This window comes from Proteus hauseri ATCC 700826 (assembly GCF_001654965.1).
GTDB lineage: Bacteria > Pseudomonadota > Gammaproteobacteria > Enterobacterales > Enterobacteriaceae > Proteus > Proteus hauseri.
The window spans coordinates 27,741-51,198 of the sequence record NZ_LXEV01000024.1; the positions used below are offsets into that span (position 1 = coordinate 27,741).

Here is a 23,458-nt window from a genome sequence, read left to right on the forward strand (position 1 = left end):
TTTATTTTTAAGATATACTGCTTGTACTTAAATATGTAAGGACACGTATTAGGAGTCACCATGTCTATTGCGAAACGCACCAAAGACAAACGCATTGCATTAGCTTTAACACAATCTGAACTTGCTCTACTTGCGGGTACTACCCAGCAATCCATTGAGCAATTAGAAAGTGGTAAAACTAAACGTCCTCGTTTTTTACCCGAATTAGCTAAAGCATTAAATTGCGATTTAGTTTGGCTATTAAACGGCGAAGATGAACATGAATCTATATCTGAAATTCCACCTGAAAATGAGTGGCACCCAGTCAGTGAATGGGATAGTAATACTCCATTAAGTGCTGATGAAGTTGAAATTCCCTATTTTAAAAGTATTGAGTTAGCAGCGGGCGACGGTTGCTGTACTAATGAAGATCATAATGGATATAAATTAAGATTTTCAAAAAGCACATTACGTCGTTATGGCGCATCATCTCAAAATGTTATCTGTTTTTCTGTTTATGGCGATAGCATGTCACCCGTTATTCCAAATGGTTCAACTGTCACTGTAGACACAGGAAATACACGTATTGTTGATGGTGGTATCTATGCCATTGAACAAGATGCTTTATTTAGAATAAAACTACTCTATCGCCAACCTGGTGGAAAACTGATTATTCGTAGCTATAACAAAGATGAATTTCCTGACGAAACTGCAGAAACTGACTCAGTAAAAATTATGGGTCGTATTATTCACTGGTCAGTAATGGCGTGGTGATGCTCTATCAGCTATCTATTTTGGCCTTTTAGTTTTAACTAATAATTTGTCCTTTTGACAATAAAATCGTTTTATCAGCTAAAGCCTCTATTTCACGAGGTTCATGAGTTACCATAATCATCGTCATCTGCTTTGTTTTTAAGGCGATGATGATATCCCAAAGCTGATAACGAGTTTCCCAATCCAGACTTGAAAATGGTTCATCTAGTAATAATAGTTTGGGTTGGCTAATAAGCGCCCTTGCCAATGCAACTCTTTGTTGTTCGCCACCTGATATCTGATTAGGATAACGTGCAGAAAGATGAGCAATCCCCATTTGTTCTAATATCTCAATCTCTCTATTTTTATTACGTTTTTGTTTCGCACCATATTGTGCAAGCCAAAGATTTTGAGCTACTGTCATAAATGGAAATAGATAAAGCCGTTGATTCAAATAACGGCAAGAGCGTAACCACACTGGCTGCTGATTAATATTTTTATTATCAAGAATAATATCACCAAAATAGTTGGTATAGCCTGCTATTGCATTTAATAATGTTGTTTTACCACTACCTGAAGTTCCACTAACACCTAAGCATTCCCCTTTTATCACATTCAAAGAAATATCATTTAAAATTCCCGTTGTAAGTAAGTTAATTTCTAACATCAGGATTTCCTTTCACGTTGTAAACGATGCAAAGCAAACAGCAATGTAATTGCTATGGCAATAAGTACCAAAGCACAGCCTATTGCTAATGAGAAATCACCACTGGCAATATTTAAATAAATTGCCATAGGCAATGTTTCTGTTTTTAATCGAGTGGCTCCTGCTAACATTAAGGTGGTACCAAACTCACCTAATGCTCGAGAAAAAGCCACAATACTCCCACTCATTAACGCTGGCCAGCAAAGTGGAATTTCAATTAAAAGAAATGTTTTTGTTGGCGTTAATCCTAAATTTTGAGCCGTTTGAATATAAGCGGGATCAACTGCTTTAAATGCAGATAAGCTATTACGCATAATAATTGCACTAGCAACATAAGTTTGCGCAATAATAATACCTAACGGCGAAAATAAAGAGCGAGCTAATTGGGGGAAAATCGATGTAAAAGGTCCTTGATTCCCTAACAGTAATAATAATCCTATACCTATAACCAATGGTGGTGTCACTAAAGGTAAATCTAATAATGCATCAACAAAACGTCGTCCTTTAAATGAAATACGCGCCATTGCCCACGCAGCAGGAACCCCCAAAAAAATAGCTAAACATAATGATATTAATGCCGTACTTAATGACATTCCAATTGCGAAATGAAATTCACGATCAAAAATAACGTCTCTCAGTTGTTCATAAGAGAGTTGGCAAATTAACGCGATCAACGATCCTAAAATCAAAAAAAGTAATAAAAAGAGAGAAATTAATGCCCAACGAAACACTCGCGTTCCTTAAAATTATTATGAAGTATAAATGAAAAAAGCCACCAGTAAGCTGGTGGCGAAAAAACACAATTTATGTGAGAAAAAAATCTATGGTTTCGAAATAATAGGGAGAAAACCATAATCAGTAAAAGCCTTGATACCCTCTGCCCTTGTAAAGTAATCAGCTAATAGCTGCGCCTCTTGCGGATTTGTTGACGTTTTTAATACTGCTAATGTCGCTATTTCTTCAGGGCTACCGTCAGGAACAGGTAATAAAATGAGTTTGTCTTGATTTTTTATTGCATCTGCATAACCAATAATAGCGGCATCAACTTCACCGTTTAACAAATACATCAATAATTGTTTAATAGTTGCGGTACGAACAATTACTTTTCCTCGTAATTTATCACCTTGACCCGATGCATCAATAAGTTGTTCGCCACTTTTACCTAAAGCAATAGCTTTAGCATCACCCATTCCCAATTTTAAAGAGCTATTAGCAAGATCTTCTATCGTTTTTATATCACCTACTTTATCTTTGCGAACAGCAATAACAGGAATGTGACGAACAATGGAATATTGATTAACAATTTGTCCTTCTTTATCTAATTTTTCCACATAATCTTGTGAACCAGGGAAAAATAGATCGCCTTGTTTAGTTAAATTAAAACGCGTTAATATTTGTCCTGAGCCACCATATTCAATGATTACTTTATTACCCGTTTCTTTTTCAAATACATTAACAACCTGTTCTACAGGTTGTTTTAATCCTGCACCAGCATAGAGATGTAATTCTGCTGCAAGTGTATTGTGACAAAATAATCCTAAGGCTATACCTAAACTAGCCAATATACGGCGTGCCATAAAAACCTCTAAACCAATCTCTCGTTATATAATTCTTTATATAATGAATGATGTAATAAATTAAGGCAAGTTACTCATATAAAAAAAGATAAAAATGTTAGTGGTTTATCATTTTACTACTTTATTTATGGACTAAACTTATACAAAGTGCCTTAGTGAAATAAACAGTAATAAGATTTAATTTTCTAAGGCTAATGATGAAATCAGTCAACAGATCCTCGTATTCACGAGGATCTTATTATTAATTATCTATTTCTAATAGTGCGAGAGCGGTTACTTCATCAATAACAATATCAGTGGCATATCCTCCTCTTATTGCCCCTATTGTTGCCTGAATATTCTCAATACCTCCCGCTAAAAAGAGTCGTTGTGGTATTTGTCTTAATTGCGCAAGACTAATTCCCATGATACGAAGATCAACATCAGCCACTAGCGGATTACCTTGTGCGTCATAGAATCGACCACAGATAACACCTACAGCTCCTAAATCACGATATTGCGCCATTTCAGCTGTTGTTAAAACCCCAGTCGTGACTAACGGATTATCATCTTGCGTATTACCCACAACAAATAATGCTTTATTACATTGATTTAAAGCCGAAAAATTACGACGAATAATAGGTTCTGCTTGCAATTCCATCGCTAAACGCGCACTAGAAACAACTGCTGGCACATGTAAATTAATACTGCATCCTGAGAATTTATTTGCAATCAGTGCTGCTGCTTCTGCCGTTGTAAAATCAGGTTGCGGTGCAACTGCACCAATCATTTGTAATACAGTGATATTTTTCAATGACTTGGGTGGAAGGTAATTCCCTAACTTATAAATTGTTCTTCCCCAAGCAACACCCAAAATATCATCATCATTAATTAACTGAGAAAGATACATAGCCCCTGCTTTTGCTAATCTTCCTCTATTCATACTTAAAGTTTGTTGCGGTTTATTCTTTTCTTCATCTGGTAAAATAAGCACATTATTAAGATCAAATTTTGCTTTTATTCTGATCGCATAATCAATCGTAGAAAATACAGATGAATCTAAGCTAATATTTACGAACCCTTTCTCTCTGGCTAAATGTAAATATTTCACTACAGTTACCCTAGAAACGCCCATAATATTCGCAACTTCACTTTGACTGAGTCCGTCCTGATAGTAAAGCCATGCAGCATAGAGAACGGGATCATTATCAAATAAACTCGCATTTTTTAGCGAATTATTTTCCATTTTAAACCCCACATTTATTTATAAATGTTGTTACTAATTAATTTATTTTATATTAGTGATACCACTGAAGATAAGAATGTTATTAAGTAAATAAATTCTTATAACACAAATAGATACATTTCATTAAACTACTAATAATATCGGCAAAAACATATTTTTCTTTACATGAGAACTTTGCGATATGTAAAAAGCTCTTAATAATGCCGTAAAGAATTCATAACGAGAAAGTTTTTTTTGAAAATGTTTTTTTATCTGGTTAAAAATTAAAAACATAGCTTTAAGTTTTAAAAAGTTTTATTTAGATAATATTTAAAGTGAATCAAACTTATCATATTCGTAAAAAACAGATGAATAGATAAGGACTAAACGATGATTATCGTATATTTAACTACACCCAATGAGAAAGTTGCTAAAGAAATCGCATATCAACTTATAAATACAAAACTCGCTGCTTATATCAATATAATTTCTAATCTGAAATCTATATATTTTTAAGATAATGAAATTAGTTAATATAATTAAGTGCTTATGGTAATTTTAGGTGAAGTAACCAAACAATCAGCACTTATTATATCTATATGATGAACCTGAAATTATTATAATACCAATAGAAAATTGTTTCGATAGTTATCTTAATTGAGCCTCAATTCTTTTAAATAAAAAATTAATCACTTTTTTCATTTAAATTATCCCTAATATTATAAAAAATGATAACCATCTGTAAATATCAACAACTGAAATATCTAAATATTTAGACAAGTAAATTATTGAAAATATTAAAAATAACTTCTGATTTTCAATCCTAGATTTATACAAAAAGCTTAATCCAATTTTATTTTAATAATAGTTACATTCTAATTTCTTTAATTTTATTTCATGCTGTTTTTTTGAAGAATATATTTAACCATAATTAAAGTTTTTATATTATTAAAGATAGTATATAGCTATTTATGCTAATTAATGAGATATCCGACATCTTATTCTTATTATTTTTTGCTATACTATTTAAGCTTTCTCTCTATTACATGTAAAAAAGGAGTGAGTTGTGAAAAAAAACAGAGTCGCAAGGCGTCTTTTAGGTTTACCTTACAATTTAAGTCGGTCTAAAAAGAAAGTGCGTTTATCCATTATTACCCCTACAGAAGCGGATAATCTGCCTTTAGAGCTAAAAAATGCAACACAAGTCTGCTTAAAGCAAGATTTTAGAAATTCCACAGAGAAAAAACGTATATATTTAAAATTGACTGATGCTTACCCTGCATATCTTGTCAATAACTTATAATACGTTAAAATACTCTTACTGTTTTATAAATAATTACAGATTTTTATTTAACGATAATTATTTATAACCTCAGTTTATCCCTTACTTACGTAAGGGATAATTATTTTATAGCTATTTTTAACATTTTATTTTAATTATTTAATATTCTTTTCTCTCTTTTATCCCTGATATAATATTTTTCTAATATTAACTAATGCTAATTTGGCTTTTTTATAGTTAATATCTTCAGGTAATTTACTTGTTTCAAAAGCCTTATAAATTTTTTCAATAAGCTCTTCACTACGAAACAGTAATTCCTTGTAGCTAAATACTCCTGATTTTATTTCTAATAATTCATCTCGATTATCGCACCAAACTTTTACGTTTCCTTCTTGCGCAATACCTAAGGCGATATAAAGCAACCTGAATGTATGCATCATATTCTTACTATCATAACTACGGCCATGCTCAACATTTTGTTGATAACGAGCCTCATTGCGTAACGCTACCCACTGCCAATATTCATGATATTGTTTACAATAAGCACTATACCCTTCTTTATTAAAGCTTAGATAAGCCTCTAATTTTGCTGATTTAGGAATACTGCTTAGTAATACATCTGTTGCTTTTTCCTTTTTTATTATGCCTTGATAATGACCTAACTTATCATAATAAACGGCATAAAGATCTTGAGCATGAGTTAAATCAACTAGCCCAATATGCTCTTGTTGCCAATCATGTATTGCCAACCACTCATTAACTGGAACTGTTTTTCCTTGCTCAATAATGTAGCAAAAATCTAAAATTGTTTTTAATTGTTTATCAACAGGATTAACTATCTTTTTATTTAATCCTTGTGCTTTTTTAATTTGCCCTTGAGCATAACGTACAAAAGTTTGTACACAAGCTTTAGATAAAAACCATTCCGGTTTTAGTTCTGAAATTAATGGGTGTTTATAAATAACAACCTGTTCTGGTGAATTTAGTAACTCTAAAATATTCGGATTTGAAGCACATAATAATTCAACAAAGCGCCCTAATTCATAATAAACGATATCATTGCTTTCGTTACTTACTTGTGGGACATAATTTAACCCATAGAAAAGATCCTTTGGTAAATAGAATACACCTTTAATATCAGTATCTGAGGTTTCAGTTGCAAGGTTGTGTGAACGGCTACCAGAAATACTCTCAAATAACAGGTAAGGTTTTATATCATCGATGGTCAGTTTCATTTAATTTATCCCTAAACCAGTTATTTAATACTTCATTACTAGGTACATCTCTTTTAGCAAATTTAACATCTGTTGCTTGCCATAAAAAACTGATAAGCTGTTGCATATCTTCTGGTGGTAACCAAGTAAAATATTCGTCTTTATCTGATTTAAACTCAACCAATTGATTAATTCTAATCTGCTGTTCTTCAGTTAGAATTTTTATTAATTTATTAAGTTCCATTGGTGGTATTTCACCTGTTTTTACTGTCCAATATGCTGATAAAAGTGAACGTAATAAATAAAACCACTTTTTTAGTTTTATCGTATTATTGCTAATCTCTCCTGTTGTTTTCGCAATACCTCGATAATGATGTACAATAACTTTAGGCTGATAATAAAGTTTGGCTAATTCAAAAAGCTCTTGTTGTACATTGGGATATTGCTGATAAACAATAGGTGATTGTAACCATTCTAGTAAAATACAATTAGATTTTCTTAATAAATGTAGCGCTTTAGTAATATCCCATGCACCGACATCAAACCAGCTATTTTCAATCCATTCAAATGTCTCTTTAGGCTTATCTATTGAGAGGTAAGCCTTACGTGGTTGTATAAAAATACCTCGCACATCATAATCGCTATCTGTTGATGCAAAACCCCAAGCACGACTACCACTTTCTGCAACATAGAGTAGTTTTACCTGATACTCTTGTTCGATTTGTGGTAACTTTTTTAAAATCTCATTGTGCATGATTTCCTTATCTCCTATTTTTATTATTTTTTAATTAACTTAGATTTTTAACATACTCATTATCGTTTATACAACAAGAATAAAATGGCATTTTTTCATCATTGTTTTTCTACAATATATTAATTGATCTTTTGTTACGAAAAAATAAATATTTTCTTTTAACTCAAGATGCTATATAAATTTTCTTAGTACAGAATATTTTTATCTTTTAATAACGAGCAATATATTATGGCTATCATTTACACAACCGGGTTAAGCAACTTGGAAATTAAAGCTCTTGAGTCTTCCTATTCAATCTCATTTCCCGATGACTACAAGCTTTTTTTAGCATACTACAACGGTTATAGGGTCTCATCACCTGATTATTGTGATTTACCTTGTAATCAAGTTGATGATGGTTTTATTGCTTTTGATGTTCTCTTTGGCTCAAAAATAACAAACGACAATTTTTGTTTAGAACATATCAATAACGAGTTCTTAGAGGAAATTACACATATTTCAAATTCGTTTTTAATTGGTGAAGATCCAGGTGGTAATTTTTATCTTTTAATTACTAAAGGTAAACAAAAAGGCATTTATTACTGGGATCGCACAGGCATTCATGCTGAAGATAAAATGCAAGAATATGCTTACCAAAGTGTTGATAGTTATGGAAATATTTATAAAATCTATAATTCCTTTACTGATTTTTTTAACGAGATATCAATAATTGTAGGCGACAAAGAAAAGGTTTTCAGTTTGGTGTTATGAGCTTATTTAAAAAATTACATATAAAAAACAACTAATAACTAATAACTAATAACTAATAACTAATAACTAATAACTAATAACTAATAACTAATAACTAATAACTAATAACTAATAACTAATAACTAATAACTAATAAAAAATTAAAGTTATTATTTTTAAATACATAATTATCTATTTTTATTTATACAGAACATAAATAAAAACAAGCATGAGTATATAGACTTACTAAATTCATACTGAATATTTTATAAGCATCTGTTTTTAAAAGGTTAAGCCTAATCAAAACTTTAATTTTGATCAAGATTTTAAAATTCATTTCATTTTATCTATTTTTAGTATAATTCATTATTTAATAGATATTTCCATGTGAATTATTTTTATTACCTGAACCAATAAAGACGATTATCTACATAAAGAATACAAAGTAGTTGAAATATTTATTAATAAATGTAATGTTAAATATATTAATCTTTTATTAATAAGCTAAAAAATGAATTATAAAAATTTATATAGTACAGAATTAAATAATCCGAATACAAAATTTTTCATCTTAGATACAAAAGGTAGTAGTGCCGTACACGATGATGTAGATTTTGTAAGGTATTCCTGGAGAACTAGTAAGTTTGGATTAGTTAAACCTGGAGATTTATTTATATATCGCCGTCCAGGTAAAGCTTCCGAAACAGGAAAATTTTATTTTTTTGGAGCAGGAAAAATAGAAGATATCACTCCATCTCTAGATATTAGTAAAAAAAATAATGATAAAACCAGTGTAAATGGAACTATCACTAAACCTTATCCATTCATTAATAATATTCATCCTGAAGAACTCGAAAAATTTAATTGGCACTTCAAGGAAAAACAACAAGGATCGTGGGGGAATTTTTTTAACCAATATGGAATGAACAAAATTGCTAAAGAGGATTTTGTATCTTTAATGGAGCTAGCGGAAGACGATAATAAAATTGATTATGATAATAATGCTGCAACAGAAGCACTTCAAAATATTCAAACTAAAAACTACTATGTTGATGATATAAAAAGTGAAAGTACCCGTCGTTCAAAACAAATTGTATTTTCTAATACCGTTAAAAATAATTATAGAAACAAATGTGCAATTTGCGGAATTAATACAAAAACATTATTGATTGGTTCACACATAATTCCATGGGCGACCAGAAAAGATATTAGATTAGATCCCACAAATGGTATTTCTCTTTGTGTAATGCACGATAAATTATTCGATGCAGGCTATATTACTTTTGACTCTCAGCTTAAAATTATAGTTACTGAAATAGTAAACAATGATCCATCATTGAAAAAAATTACCGACCTGATTAAAGGAGATAAACTTTGCAAACCAAAAAGTTTTCCGCCGAATCAAGAGTATTTGGAATATCACAGAAAAAAAATATTTGAAAAATTTTTAAAAATTTAATGGTTAACTACTATTAATTGTCTTTTCAATTAAAATCATATGTTAGAAAAAAAAGCCACCAGTAACTTACTGATGGCTCTTGGTTTTTTAACCTTTATCAACTATTGCTGATAAACGGTAGTTTATTCCCACTCTATCGTTGCAGGGGGTTTTCCGCTGATATCATAAACGACTCTTGAAATACCGCTAACTTCATTAATTATGCGGTTAGATACTCTACCAAGGAAATCGTATGGTAAGTGTGCCCAATGTGCAGTCATAAAATCTACGGTTTCGACTGCGCGTAATGAAACAACCCAGTCATATTTACGACCATCACCCATTACACCGACTGAACGTACGGGTAAGAATACAGTGAATGCTTGGCTAACTTTATTATATAAATCGGCTTTATGTAGCTCTTCGATAAAAATAGCATCAGCACGACGCAGTAAATCGCAGTACTCTTTCTTCACTTCACCCAATACACGCACGCCTAAACCAGGACCTGGGAATGGATGACGATACAGCATGTCGTATGGTAGGCCTAATTCTAGGCCAATTTTACGCACTTCATCTTTAAAGAGTTCTTTTAATGGCTCAACTAATCCCAGTTTCATATCATCAGGTAAGCCACCCACATTGTGGTGTGATTTAATCACGTGAGCCTTGCCTGTTGCTGATGCCGCCGACTCAATCACATCTGGGTAAATGGTGCCTTGTGCTAACCATTTAACTTGTGGCAGCTTAACCGCTTCTTCATCGAAAATTTCAATAAATGAATGACCGATAATCTTACGCTTTTTCTCTGGATCATTTTCGCCTTTCAGCGCAGTTAAGAAACGATTTTCAGCTTCAACATGGATAATGTTAAGGTCAAATTTGCCTTTAAACATTGCCATTACTTGCTCTGCTTCATTTAAACGCAGCAAGCCATTATCAACAAATACGCAAGTTAAACGCTTACCAATTGCACGATTTAACAACAACGCAGTAACTGATGAATCCACCCCGCCAGAAAGCGCTAAAATAACGTGATCGTCGCCAATCAGTTCTTTTAAACGAGCCACTGTATCTTCGATAATCGCAGCCGATGTCCACAGTGCATCACAACCACAAATATCTAATACAAAACGTTTTAAAATTTCTAAACCTTGATGTGTGTGTGTCACTTCAGGGTGAAACTGAACACCATAAAAACGTTTTTCTTCATTTGCCATAATCGCAAATGGACAAGTTTCAGTACTTGCCACTGTAACGAAATCTGATGGAATAGCGGTAACTTTATCACCATGGCTCATCCATACGTCTAACAGTGGTGTGCCATTTTCATTAACAGAATCTTGAATACCACGGAATAATTCGCAAGTTTCGCGGATTTCAACTTGTGAATAACCAAATTCACGCTCACCAGAAACTTCAACTGCACCACCTAACTGCATAGACATGGTTTGCATACCATAACAAATACCTAATACAGGAATACCTGCATTAAATACATATTCTGGCGCACGTGGGCTGTTATCTTCTGTAGTACTTTCAGGGCCACCAGACAGAATAATACCATTAGGATTAAATTCACGAATTTGTTCTTCTGTAACATCCCATGCCCAGAGTTCACAATAAACGCCGATTTCACGAATACGACGAGCAATAAGCTGTGTATATTGTGAACCGAAATCAAGGATAAGAATGCGATGATTATGGATATTTGCTGTCATTTGTGGTGAATTCCAAAACAGATAAAGTCATTAAGTTGAAAGGTTTGTAACTATGTTTGCTATATTTTAGCTGCAATAGTACAAACCTTTCTCGAAATAAATTACATACCTAAGCGATAATTAGGTGATTCTTTTGTGATAGTTACATCATGAACATGGCTTTCCTGAATACCCGCACCACTGATGCGAACAAATTCAGCTTTAGTATTCAGCTCTTTAATTGTTGCACAACCGGTTAAGCCCATGCATGAACGTAAGCCACCCATTTGCTGGTGAACAATATTTTTTACCAAACCTTTATAAGCAACTCGGCCTTCAATGCCTTCAGGAACCAGCTTATCTGCTGCATTATCGGTTTGGAAATAACGGTCTGATGAACCTTTCGACATCGCGCCTAAAGACCCCATACCACGATAAGATTTATATGAACGGCCTTGGAATAGCTCAATTTCACCCGGAGATTCTTCTGTACCAGCAAACATTGACCCCACCATAACACAAGCGGCACCTGCTGCTAATGCTTTAGCAATATCACCAGAAAAACGAATGCCGCCGTCAGCAATAACGGGAATATTACGATCTTTCAATGCTTCAACCGCATCTGCGATAGCCGTAATTTGTGGTACACCCACACCAGTTACGATACGTGTAGTACAAATTGAACCTGGGCCAATACCTACTTTTACTGCACTCACGCCGGCGTCTGCTAATGCTAAAGCCCCTTGCGCAGTTGCAACGTTACCGCCAATAATAGGTAAGTTAGGATATAAGGCGCGTGTATCACGAATACGTTGCAATACACCTTCTGAATGACCGTGAGATGAGTCGATAAGTAATACATCAACGCCAGCTGCGACTAATGCAGCAACACGCTCTTCATTACCAGCACCAGCACCAACGGCTGCACCAACACGCAAACGCCCGTGCTCATCTTTACAAGCGTTAGGTTTACGTTCTGCTTTTTTGAAATCTTTCGCCGTGATCATGCCACGAAGATGGAAGCTGTCATCAACGACTAACGCTTTCTCAACACGTTTCTCATGCATTTTTTGCATAACAATATCGCGTGCTTCACCTTCTTTTACTGTGACTAAGCGCTCTTTTGGCGTCATTACTGCGGTCACTGGCTGATCTAAATCAGTAACAAAGCGAACATCACGGCCAGTAATAATACCGACAAGCTCATTTTGTTCAGTAACAACCGGATAACCCGCAAAGCCATTACGTTGTGTCATCTCATGTACTTCACGTAATGAAGTTTCAGGTGTTACAGTAATAGGATCGGTAACAACACCACTTTCATGTTTTTTCACACGACGCACTTCTTCAGCTTGACGCTCGATAGACATATTTTTGTGGATAAAACCGATCCCCCCCTCTTGTGCTAAAGCTATCGCTAAAGATGCTTCAGTAACAGTATCCATTGCAGCGGAGAGCATAGGCACATTTAAGCGGATAGTTTCTGTCAGTTGAGTAGACAAATCGGCAGTATTAGGAAGGACAGTTGAGTGTGCAGGAACTAACAAAACATCATCAAATGTAAGTGCTTCTTTTTTAATTCGTAACATAGCAATATCTCACCAGGCGGCATTTAGGAAATAGAAAATATTGCCGCGGCATTATACACACCGAAATCGGTTGCTTCTAGCTTTTTTTCAAAATTTATATTGATCCTACTGCTAACTTCGGTAGTATCGATTAATTAAGTCATTGTTTTAAAATTTGATCTGGCTCACATGACACTACCTGTAAATAACAATATTTTTACTGTCAGCCGTCTAAATAAGACCGTTCGTCAGCTGTTAGAAATGGAAATGGGACGCATTTGGATAAGTGCAGAGATTTCCAATTTTACTCAACCTGCTTCAGGGCATTGGTACTTCACGTTAAAAGATAACCAAGCTCAAATTAGAGCAGCGATGTTTCGTGGGCAAAATAGCAAAGTGACGTTTCGGCCTCAGCATGGTCAACAGGTTTTAGTTCGGGCCACAATTACCTTGTATGAGCCTAGAGGCGATTACCAACTTATTGTAGAAAGTATGCAACCCGCTGGTGATGGCTTATTGCAACAGCAATTTGAGTTATTAAAACAAAAACTCAGTGCTGAAGGTTTATTTGATGCTCTGCATAAAAAACCACTCCCAACACCAGCAAAACAGATTGGTGTTATTACTTCATCAACAGGTGCTGCATTGCACGATATTTTGCATATTCTTCGTCGTCGCGATCCTTCTCTGCCTGTACTTATTTATCCAACCGCCGTGCAAGGTGCCGAAGCGCCAATGCAGATAGTTCATGCTATAGAATTAGCCAATCGTCGCAAAGAGTGTGATGTACTCATTGTTGGTCGTGGTGGTGGCTCATTAGAAGATCTTTGGGCTTTTAATGATGAACGTGTTGCTCGTGCTATTTTTGCCAGTAAAATTCCTATCGTAAGTGCTGTCGGTCATGAAACTGATGTCACTATTGCTGATTTTGTTGCTGACTTAAGAGCACCAACACCTTCTGCTGCCGCTGAATTAATTAGTCGTAATAAACTTGAGTTATTACGTCAATTGCAATCTCAGCAACAGCGCCTCGAAATGGCAATGGATTATTATTTAGCGAAAAAATTGCGCACAATGACGCAAATACATCATCGTTTACAACAGCAACATCCACATTTACGTCTTGCTCGTCAGCAAAACTTGCTGACATCAACACAACAGCGTTTAGTAAATAGTTTTCAGCGAATTTTACAATCAAAACAACATCAACAAATTCAATTACAAAAACAACTTAATTACCAAGAGCCTAGACCTCAAATTCAAGCATTACTCCGTCAGCAACAACAGTTGATTTACCGTATGCGAGAAAGTATTTCACAACAGTTATCCCGTCAACGAGAACAGTTTGCTATCAGTTGTTCTCGTTTAGAAAGTGTGAGCCCTCTCGCAACGCTTTCTCGCGGTTACAGTATTAGTGAAACAGAGTCCGGAGAAGTGCTGAAAAACACCAAGCAAGTTAAAGTGGGTGATGCACTAAAAACCCGTGTTGAGGATGGTTGGATAATGAGTGAAGTAGTAAAAACACAAAAAATCAGAGCAAAGCGAAAAACAATTAGCAAAACAGACGAATAACACATAAATATCTAGAATAAAAAACGGCACCTTAATGATGCCGTTTTTTATTAACTTGTTATTAAGAATATGATGGTAAAATATTAAAAACGAATTTCACCACCAAAGAGATAACTTCTTCCTCGCGCTGTTTGTTTTTCACTTCCTTGCTCACTCATATCTGGCGCTGAATTACTTCTATCTAATGGATTAGAATAGTTTTTGTTCATTACGTTTTGTACTGAAAATTTCAATGAAATATTTTTATTTACGCGATAATTACCATACAGATCAATGACTGTTGGCATATTTTCTTGTTCTTCCATTGGAATTTTACCCGTATCAGAATCTACACCATTTGGTGAAGCTTTACGTGTTTTACCCGTCAATTGAATTATTGTTCCTAATTCTAGTGATCGGTCGTCAAATAATCGAATACCTGCATCAACAGTCGCATAATATTTAGGTAATTCAGAAGCTGGCGATTGACCAAAAGATGCGGATGCAAGAGAAGTTGGCTGCGCTGTACGTTCATTGCTATAGGAAATTGTGGAATAAACTACACCAGCATCATAATTAAGTTGTAATTCATAACCCCTCATAGCAACAGGATCGATACTATTAGTATATAAATTAATATTACCGTCATTTTCTATATTATTAAAATCTTCAATTGTTAAACTACCGTCATCTTTACAACGTCGTCCTCCTTTACACACTAAATAGGAATCACTAGAAATATAATTTTTAACTTTGGTGTGATACCAAAGTGCTTTTAAATAAAAACTATCACCTTCAATGAATAAATTAGGACGATAGCTATTAAAACCTATTTGAAATGTATCTGCCTTTTCACTTTTTAAAAATGGATTCATTGAAGCACCACCTTCATTAGCAAAAAAGATTTCTTGTGGATTAGGTGCCCTCATACTATGCGCATAACTAACAAATGGCTGAAATTCAGGGATAACTTCTGCCGCGATTAATACACCTGGATCCCAATTCCTGTCATGGCGATTTAAATCCATAGCGCCTTCAGGAAAACAAGCATCACGTGCCGCACAAGCCGGTTTATGCCCTTTTATATTGTAATCAACATAATTTAAATTAAGATCGAAGGTATAAATATCATACTCAAATTTCATTTGAGAAAAGAAGCTCGTTAAATTATTTTTACCTTGAGGCGCAAATGGGTTACTTTCCACCATATTATTGGCTTGCCAAGGATCAGTAGAAGGTGCAATAACAGAGCGTTTGTATTCTGTTGACATTAATTTAGAACCTAATGTTAATGCCATATCTAATTCACCATAATTAAAGCGACTAGTGTTTTTCGCAACCAGTGAATTAGAGATATTTTCCGCATTTGCATTACGTAAACTCATCAAAGAGTCACCTTCAAACTTTTGTGACGCATTGCTACGGCTTAATAGAATCTCACTATCAAATAAATCATTTAATGGTGTATAACGATATTTTGCATAATAATCTTTACTGTCGATATCTCGACGGTTAAATTTATTACGATAAAAACGACCGCTTAGCTCTAGTTCATGAGAATCATCGGGTTTTATATTAATTTTAGTTAATTCTGAATGAGGTTTTTGATTGAAATTTTTATTTGTTGCAAATTCTTCACTATTAAATCCAGCACCATTCTTATAAGAAGATTCAATATTATGCCCACTTAATGCTAACATTGCACCAATACTACCATTATCATTAAATAGGGATTGTCTTCCCGCTACCGCAACCATGCCGTTATATCCCAACCCATTACTACCACCAGCCGCTTTACTTCTTACTCCCCATAAGTGGTTTGTAAATAAAATATCTTCTATTCCAATAGTTTTAAAATTAGCGCTACCCGCTAATGCGTTAATACTATTTTCACCATCTTGTTGTCCGCGAGAAATATCAATTTGAACAATAAAGTTAGGATCAACCATACTATTAAACTGGTTATAAGGTTGCCCACCATGAGAATATTGACTTGGGGAAGTGCTATATAATGTTTGAGTAACACCATCAACCATCATATTAACTCGACCAAAGCCACTAAGACCACGAATATTCACACTGACCCCTGGCTGACTTACATCCATTTGAGTATAAGTTCCGGGAGTTGAACGCAAAGCTTGTTCTACTGATTGCAAATTATTAATTTCACCAATAGCGCTATAAGCCCCCGGTTTGGCTAGTGCTTTCTGTTCAGGGGTCTCTTTTTGTTGTGCAGATGAAACTTTTAAGCTACCAAATTGAACTGGTTTATTTTCTTCAGCGGCAATAACAATGCCATTAATACCTGAAAATAGAATAAAGGTACTAATTATTTTCCTTGTAGATCTCATAACGAACCCATTCTTTATTTTTATTTAAATAATAGGCTCACGCTGCTTTAATATAATATGAAAATAACCTTTTTTATAAGGTATTATTTATTACTAGTATTATTGTTATTATATCTGTAGTTATTATTATTCTAAAAAATCGACAAAAAGCTGTCTCTCTTAAAATGAGAGACAGCTTATAATGTAATTATTTAATCAATTAGTTTATATTTTGCGCTTTAAAATATATTTCAGGTTTCTCAAGCATCAGAATAAATGCATATTCTTTGGCTGTATCACGTAAGCGATTAAATCGGCCTGATTTACCACCATGACCTGCACGCATATCTGTATCCAGCAATAATAAATTATTATCCGTTTTTAATTCACGTAATTTAGCAACCCATTTAGCAGGCTCGAAATATTGAACTTGTGAATCATGTAACCCTGTCGTTACTAATAAATGAGGATAATCTTGAGCCACAACATTATCGTATGGGCTGTAGGATTTTAAACGGAAATAAACATCTTTATCTGCTGGATTACCCCATTCTTCATATTCACCCGTTGTTAATGGAATAGAAGCATCAAGCATAGTCGTCACAACATCAACAAAAGGCACTTGGGCAACAACGCCCCGGTATAATTCTGGTGCCATATTAACAACAGCGCCCATTAATAACCCCCCTGCACTTCCACCCATAGCATAAACATGATTAGAAGCACCATAGCCTTTTTGAACTAAGTATTTCGTTGCATCAATAAAGTCAGTAAAGCTATTAACTTTATGCTCCATTTTACCTTGGTTATACCAGCGTTTACCTAATTCTCCACCTCCGCGTACGTGCACTATCGCATATACAAAGCCTCTGTCTAATAAGCTTAAGCGGGATGAACTAAATGAAGGATCAATACTGCTACCATAAGAACCATAACCATAAATTAAGATAGGATTTTTAGCATTAATAAAGAGATCTTTCCGATAAACCAATGAAATTGGTACTTCTACACCGTCACGCGCTTTTACCCAAATACGCTGGCTTTCATATAAATCACGTTCAAAACCTTTGACTTCTTGCTGTTTGAGTAACTGTTTTTGATGAGTTTGCATATTCCACTGATAAGTGGAAGTAGGGGTTGTCATTGATGTGTACCCAAAGCGCAATTCTTCACTATCTGCTTGTGGATTAAAACCTAACCATGCCATATAAACCGGGTCATCAAAGGTTACTTTTGTTGACTCACCCGTTTGCCAATCTATTTGACGCAACGATACTAAGCCTTGTTGACGTTCTTCAAGCACTAGCCAGCGGTTAAATAAGTCAAAACCTTCCAGATCAACATCTTTTTGTGGTGCGATTACGGTTTGCCAAGGTTTATCAATTGCTGCTGTTTTATATAAACCAAATAATTCACTTTCATGATTTGAGCGAATATAGAATTCACCTTTAAAGTGATCAATATCGTATTCGCGCCCTTCTTGACGCGCGGAAAATATCACCATCGGTTTTTCTGGTGAATTAGCATCGATTAAACGATATTCAGATGTGGTAGAGCTTTCGATAGAAACTAAAATATAATCTTTTGATTTACTTTTGCCCATCCATGTGTAAAAGCGATCATCATTCTCTTCAAAGATTTTTACATCTTTTGCACGCTCTGAACCATATTGATGGCGATAGATTTGATATGGCAATAATGTCTGAGGATCTTTGTCAACATAAAACAGAGTATTGCTATCATTTGCCCATACTAGGTTTGCTGAGATATCAGTTAATACATTCTCTTTCCATTCTTTATCAGCAACATTTTTATAAGCAACAGTATAATTTCTTCGACCTTCTTTATCTTCAGCTATAGCAATGCGCTTGTTATCTGGGCTAATAGTTAAATCACCAAGTTGGTAAAACTCATGACCTTTAGCACGCTCATTCCCATCAATAAGTACTTCCCAGTTATCTTTGTCACCAATAGGTTTGCGTTGATAAATAGGAAAGTCTTTTCCTTCTTGATAAATAGTACGATATGTATACCCATTATAATCATATGGTACAGATTCATCGTTTTGAGCCATGCGACTTACCATTTCAGTAAAAAGTGTTTCTTCAAGGGCTTTCCCCTCTTTCATTACTGATTCGGTATAGGCATTTTCCGCGTTTAAATAATCCAAAACTTGTGGATCTTTGCGTGCATCATCTCTTAACCAATAATAATTATCTGTACGCGTATCCCCATGTTCAGTCATAACATGCGGTATTTTATTTGCTTTTGGTGGCATCGTTATAGCGTCCTTCTGAGTTTGAGCCATTGCAGGTGTTGCTGTTATTAACAGCGCCATCATGGCACCTGTTAATCTCATCGTCACCGTTTTTCTTGTCACTGATAACATTCTTATTTCCTTTTCAATCCTTGGTTATAGCGCCAGTGTAGAAAACTCAATCGACATTTCAACTGTAATTTCTCCCTTAAACAATAACTCTTCAGGGGGAATAGGAAGAGGCTGAGCCCGTTTGAGTACTCTTTGCGCTTCTCTGTCTAAAGAACGAACACCACTGCTATTAATAAGTTCACTTGATATAACATATCCTTGCTGATCTACGATAAATCGCACTTTCGGTATTCCCATCCGTCCTTTGCTTTTCGCCTCTTCAGGATAAGCTTTATAACGGTTTAAGTGCCCTTTAGTTTTAGCTTGCCATAGCGCTAATGCATCTGCTTTTTTATCTGAATCGCTATCATAGTTTGCAGAAACAGTATCAGATTGCTGTTTAGCAACAGAACGGCTGCTTGAAGGCGCTGATTGGCTAGAAACATTCTCACTAATTATTGGTGAAGGCTTAGTGGGGGTAGTTGTTGGTTTTACTGTAGCCGTTTGTTCAACACTCACCATTTTTTTAGGTTTTTCAATAACAATATCGGCATTCTCATTAATTACGATATCGGGTTGTTTTTCAGCCATCTCTTGTTCAACTTTCTTTTGACTAGCAACAGCCAATTGTTGATCAATACCAATTACTTGTTTTTCTTCACTAAGCGCTTGAATATTTTCACTAAGTGTCATCATTACAGCTAATTCAGGCTCTTGTATTAACGTTGTTTTATCTTGATAGAAGTGAAAACAAGCAATAACTAAAACCGCATGAACACTAATGGCCAAAACCAACGCTTTATAATTAAAAGGCTGCAATCTCGGCATTTGGTCTACGTAAGAAGATATAATCATAATGGCGATATCGAAAATTAAGGTAAAGCGATAGGCGTTATCCAAAGATAATCAGCATGTACTGAGGTAATATCGCTACCTTCTTCAGCCATTATTACAACCGTAATTTTTTCATCCGGTGCTAAATCAGCAATATGTAAAGGCACTCCCATCACTTTTGTTGCATGAAAAGATCCTGCGATTAATAGTGCCGGCGTTGGTGCGGCTAATAAACGCTCTGCCATTGTGCGGTCTCGCAGCTGTTGGATAAGCATCATTTTTTCATAGTTTATTTTATCAAGCGTATTGCCGTGTGAAGTTTGAATAGTTTCTTGAATTAACTGGCGAACTTGTGGTGCTGTTGAATACACACCATCAATTACAGGCGGGTTTTTATAAGCTTTAGATATATCTTCTCGATTAATATTCGCGGCAAGTAGTGGATAATTGGCACTTAGCCCTTCCTTCACAATATTTCCATACCATTTCCAAGGCCAACCAGTATTCCATTTCAATGCAGCCATTAAACGTTCGTCACGTAAATATTCAGAACCTGAATAACGCTTTTTGACGTTATCGACTAAATATTGTTGATTTGGTGTTAACATTTCTAGCAATACCGCACCTTGTGGGCGTATTTGCGTTAATTGTGTCATTAACCAATACTCAATATCGTGATGATAAAGATTATCGTGCTTTTCCCCAATAATAACGCGTGATTGATTTGCCAACTCAATCAATAATTCTTCTGCCGTAATCGATTTTCCATTATGTGTATTAATGATTTGAGCTGAATGAATAACTTCAGTATTTACAATTGGTTTAGCTTGTTTCTCTAGTGAACTACAAGCAGGCAACGCAATTAGCACCACTAATGGTAGAATTTTTTTAGCTATTGAGAAAAGCATGATAACCCTTGCTAGTTATATTTACTTATTAAAGAAAGCAAATAGGGTAATATCATTACTAATGATTATCAATATCATTCTCATATTAATTTGTATTTATGTTTTTTTTATGTGTAAAAATAAAGCGCCTAAGATCAAGGCGCTTTTCTAACTTTAATTAAATCAGTTTGATTAATGTATCATTAACCTTAGAGCTGAGATTGCGCTTGAGCTTCAACCACTGCTAATGCAACCATATTAACGATACGGCGAACTGATGCTATTGGCGTAAGAATATGTGCAGGTTTTGCCACTCCCATCAAGACAGGACCGACTGTTACGCCATTAGAACTGGTTACACGTAATAAGTTATAACTGATACGTGCTGCTTCCATTGTTGGCATTACCAATAAATTAGCAGAACCTTTTAATGTGCTGTCTGGCATAATATCGCGGCGAATAGATTCAACAAGTGCCGCATCTGCATGCATTTCACCATCAATCTCTAATTCAGGTGCACGTTGCTTAATTATTTCTAACGCTTTTCTTAGTTTTATCGATGATGGACTATCGAAAGAACCAAAACTTGAACGCGAAACTAACGCAGCTTTGGGTTCAATACCAAAACGACGAATGGTATCAGCTGCCATAATAGTAATATCGGCTAATTGCTCTGCTGTTGGATCTTCATTCACGTATGTGTCAGTAATAAAGGTGTTTCCGCTTGGTAATAACAGTGCATTCATTGCCCCTGCTGTTTCCATACCTTCGCGTAAACCAAACACATTTTTATATACTTCAAAGTGTTCCGCATAACTACCAACCGTACCGCAAATAAGACCATCGGCTTCACCTCTGCGCACCATAATGGCACCGATAAGCGTTGGATTACCAATCATTGCGCGACGAGCTTGTTCTTGTGAAACACCACGGCGCTTCATGATTTGATGATATTCTTGCCAGTACTCTTTAAAACGTGGATCGTTTTCGTTATTCACTACTTCAAAATCTTTGCCTGCTTGAATGTGTAATCCTAATTTTTGGATCCGCATTTCAATCACACTAGGACGACCAATCAAAATTGGCGTTGCTAACCCTAATGTCACTAACTCTTGTGTGGCATGTAATACGCGATTTTCTTCGCCTTCTGCAAGAACAATGCGTTTTTTCTCTTTTTTGGCTTGAGAAAAAATTGGTTTCATAAATAAGTTGGTTTTATAAACAAACTCGTTGAGATGTTCAATATAAGCTGCAAAATCTTTAATTGGCCGTGTTGCAACGCCTGAGTCCATTGCTGCCTTTGCCACAGCGGGTGCTATTTTTACGATTAAGCGAGGATCAAATGGTTTTGGAATTATATATTCAGGACCAAATGATAGCTCTTGATCACCATAAGCAGAGGCCACTTCTTCATTTTGCTCAGCTAATGCCAATTCTGCTATTGCATGTACACAAGCCAGCTTCATTTCTTCATTAATTGCCGTTGCCCCTACATCTAATGCACCTCGGAAAATAAATGGGAAACAAAGTACGTTATTAACCTGATTTGGATAATCAGAACGTCCTGTACAAATAATAGCGTCGGAACGAACTGCTTTTGCTAATGGTGGCAGTATCTCAGGTTCGGGGTTTGCCAGCGCGAGAATAAGAGGATCGCGCGCCATTTTCTTAACCATTTCTTGTGTCAATACACCAGGCCCTGAACAACCTAAGAAGATATCTGCATTGTTGATAACATCATCCAATGTACGACTGCCATTATCTTCTATTGCGTAAGCCGCTTTGGTTTCTGCCATATTTGCTTCGCGGCCGCGGTAAATAACCCCTTTAGAGTCACAAACTACGATATTTTCGCGCTTTAATCCTAAGGCAACTAATAAGTTCATACATGCAATAGAAGCCGCACCCGCACCTGAAACAACAAGTCTAACTTTATCAATTTCTTTACGAACAATACGTAATCCATTGAGGATCGCAGCAGTAGAGATAATTGCGGTACCATGTTGGTCATCATGAAAGACTGGGATCTTCATTCTTTCGCGCAGTTTTTGTTCAATATAGAAACATTCTGGCGCTTTAATATCTTCTAAGTTGATACCACCAAACGTCGGTTCTAATGATGCAACAATATCAATTAATTTATCTGGATCCGTTTCATTGACTTCAATATCAAAAACATCAACGCCAGAAAATTTCTTAAATAAAACACCCTTACCTTCCATTACAGGTTTACCGGCTAATGCACCGATGTTACCTAAACCAAGTACCGCAGTACCATTTGAGATAACACCGACAAGATTCCCCTTAGCGGTATAACGATAAGCGGCTAAAGGATCTGCGGCAATTTCCAAACAAGGTGCTGCTACACCAGGCGAATAAGCTAATGCTAAATCACGTTGTGTTATCAGTGGTTTTGTGGGAGTAACAGTAATTTTACCGGGCGTTGGAAATTCATGAAAATCTAATGCGCTTTGTTTTAATGTGTCTTCCATTTTCATATCCTTTTGTATCAACAGAGTAAGGGCTTCGTTAGTATAATGGTAATAATGCGTTAAATCATGACGAAATCGACACTTTTTTCAAA

19 protein-coding genes are annotated in these 23,458 nt (G+C 35.2%); 6 read left to right on the top strand and 13 right to left on the bottom strand.

Annotated features, from left to right (window positions below; translation table 11 throughout):
* The first annotated feature begins 60 nt into the window (after positions 1 to 60).
* A complete protein-coding gene (locus tag M997_RS11175) occupies positions 61 to 753 on the top strand; it encodes an XRE family transcriptional regulator (protein WP_064720203.1) in 693 nt (230 codons plus the stop codon).
* Positions 754 to 787: 34 nt separating this feature from the next.
* Here the strand turns inward: M997_RS11175 and M997_RS11180 are convergent, their stop codons facing one another.
* The 4 genes from M997_RS11180 to M997_RS11195 form a co-directional block, all read right to left on the bottom strand.
* Positions 788 to 1,399, bottom strand: coding sequence for an ABC transporter ATP-binding protein (locus M997_RS11180; RefSeq protein ID WP_064720204.1), 612 nt, complete (start codon positions 1,397 to 1,399; stop codon positions 788 to 790).
* Entirely contained in the window at positions 1,399 to 2,169 is a 771-nt protein-coding gene (locus M997_RS11185) for an ABC transporter permease (RefSeq protein ID WP_064720205.1), read from the bottom strand. Before M997_RS11185 ends, M997_RS11180 begins: the two co-directional genes overlap by 1 nt.
* Positions 2,170 to 2,259: 90 nt before the next feature.
* Positions 2,260 to 3,015 carry a molybdate ABC transporter substrate-binding protein gene (modA, locus tag M997_RS11190; RefSeq protein WP_064720206.1) on the bottom strand — a complete coding sequence of 252 codons (756 nt, stop codon included), beginning with the start codon at positions 3,013 to 3,015 and terminating at the stop codon, positions 2,260 to 2,262.
* Between the two features lie 241 nt (positions 3,016 to 3,256).
* Entirely contained in the window at positions 3,257 to 4,240 is a 984-nt protein-coding gene (locus M997_RS11195; RefSeq protein WP_064720207.1) for a sugar-binding transcriptional regulator, read from the bottom strand.
* Between the two features lie 369 nt (positions 4,241 to 4,609).
* Between M997_RS11195 and cutA the strand changes: the two genes are divergently transcribed.
* Positions 4,610 to 4,735 carry a divalent cation tolerance protein CutA gene (cutA, locus tag M997_RS17770; RefSeq protein WP_239994653.1) on the top strand — a complete coding sequence of 42 codons (126 nt, stop codon included), beginning with the start codon at positions 4,610 to 4,612 and terminating at the stop codon, positions 4,733 to 4,735.
* Between the two features lie 550 nt (positions 4,736 to 5,285).
* Positions 5,286 to 5,522 (top strand): stationary-phase-induced ribosome-associated protein, encoded by a 237-nt coding sequence (sra, locus tag M997_RS11205; RefSeq protein ID WP_064720208.1) that lies wholly within the window; start codon positions 5,286 to 5,288, stop codon positions 5,520 to 5,522.
* 158 nt (positions 5,523 to 5,680) lie between these two features.
* Here the strand turns inward: sra and M997_RS11210 are convergent, their stop codons facing one another.
* Entirely contained in the window at positions 5,681 to 6,736 is a 1,056-nt protein-coding gene (locus tag M997_RS11210) for a DNA polymerase beta superfamily protein (RefSeq protein WP_064720209.1), read from the bottom strand.
* On the bottom strand, positions 6,717 to 7,469 hold the full coding sequence (locus M997_RS11215) for a nucleotidyltransferase domain-containing protein (RefSeq protein ID WP_064720210.1): 753 nt from the start codon (positions 7,467 to 7,469) through the stop codon (positions 6,717 to 6,719). The genes M997_RS11210 and M997_RS11215 overlap by 20 nt, the downstream gene beginning before the upstream one ends.
* Before the next feature lie 228 nt (positions 7,470 to 7,697).
* Here M997_RS11215 and M997_RS11220 point away from each other — a divergent pair, with 228 nt between their 5' ends.
* Complete coding sequence (locus M997_RS11220) at positions 7,698 to 8,219, top strand: SMI1/KNR4 family protein (RefSeq protein ID WP_064720211.1); 522 nt, start codon at positions 7,698 to 7,700, stop codon at positions 8,217 to 8,219.
* 490 nt (positions 8,220 to 8,709) lie between these two features.
* Positions 8,710 to 9,657 carry an HNH endonuclease gene (locus M997_RS11225; protein ID WP_064720212.1) on the top strand — a complete coding sequence of 316 codons (948 nt, stop codon included), beginning with the start codon at positions 8,710 to 8,712 and terminating at the stop codon, positions 9,655 to 9,657.
* Between the two features lie 122 nt (positions 9,658 to 9,779).
* On the opposite strand, the gene guaA is transcribed toward M997_RS11225, so the two are convergent.
* Entirely contained in the window at positions 9,780 to 11,357 is a 1,578-nt protein-coding gene (gene guaA, locus M997_RS11230; protein WP_064720213.1) for a glutamine-hydrolyzing GMP synthase, read from the bottom strand.
* Positions 11,358 to 11,458: 101 nt separating this feature from the next.
* Positions 11,459 to 12,925, bottom strand: coding sequence for an IMP dehydrogenase (gene guaB, locus M997_RS11235; RefSeq protein WP_064720214.1), 1,467 nt, complete (start codon positions 12,923 to 12,925; stop codon positions 11,459 to 11,461).
* A gap of 168 nt (positions 12,926 to 13,093) precedes the next feature.
* Between guaB and xseA the strand changes: the two genes are divergently transcribed.
* Positions 13,094 to 14,476 carry an exodeoxyribonuclease VII large subunit gene (gene xseA, locus M997_RS11240; protein WP_064720215.1) on the top strand — a complete coding sequence of 461 codons (1,383 nt, stop codon included), beginning with the start codon at positions 13,094 to 13,096 and terminating at the stop codon, positions 14,474 to 14,476.
* A gap of 83 nt (positions 14,477 to 14,559) precedes the next feature.
* Here the strand turns inward: xseA and M997_RS11245 are convergent, their stop codons facing one another.
* From M997_RS11245 to maeB, 5 genes are all read right to left on the bottom strand, one after another.
* Positions 14,560 to 16,806 carry a TonB-dependent receptor domain-containing protein gene (locus M997_RS11245; protein ID WP_064720216.1) on the bottom strand — a complete coding sequence of 749 codons (2,247 nt, stop codon included), beginning with the start codon at positions 16,804 to 16,806 and terminating at the stop codon, positions 14,560 to 14,562.
* A 199-nt stretch (positions 16,807 to 17,005) separates the two neighbouring features.
* Entirely contained in the window at positions 17,006 to 19,174 is a 2,169-nt protein-coding gene (locus tag M997_RS11250) for a S9 family peptidase (protein ID WP_082918431.1), read from the bottom strand.
* A 24-nt stretch (positions 19,175 to 19,198) separates the two neighbouring features.
* Positions 19,199 to 19,981 (bottom strand): energy transducer TonB family protein, encoded by a 783-nt coding sequence (locus tag M997_RS11255; protein WP_239994652.1) that lies wholly within the window; start codon positions 19,979 to 19,981, stop codon positions 19,199 to 19,201.
* A 44-nt stretch (positions 19,982 to 20,025) separates the two neighbouring features.
* Positions 20,026 to 20,895 carry a ChaN family lipoprotein gene (locus M997_RS11260; protein WP_064720217.1) on the bottom strand — a complete coding sequence of 290 codons (870 nt, stop codon included), beginning with the start codon at positions 20,893 to 20,895 and terminating at the stop codon, positions 20,026 to 20,028.
* A 188-nt stretch (positions 20,896 to 21,083) separates the two neighbouring features.
* Complete coding sequence (maeB, locus tag M997_RS11265) at positions 21,084 to 23,366, bottom strand: NADP-dependent oxaloacetate-decarboxylating malate dehydrogenase (protein ID WP_064720218.1); 2,283 nt, start codon at positions 23,364 to 23,366, stop codon at positions 21,084 to 21,086.
* Between the last annotated feature and the right edge of the window lie 92 nt (positions 23,367 to 23,458).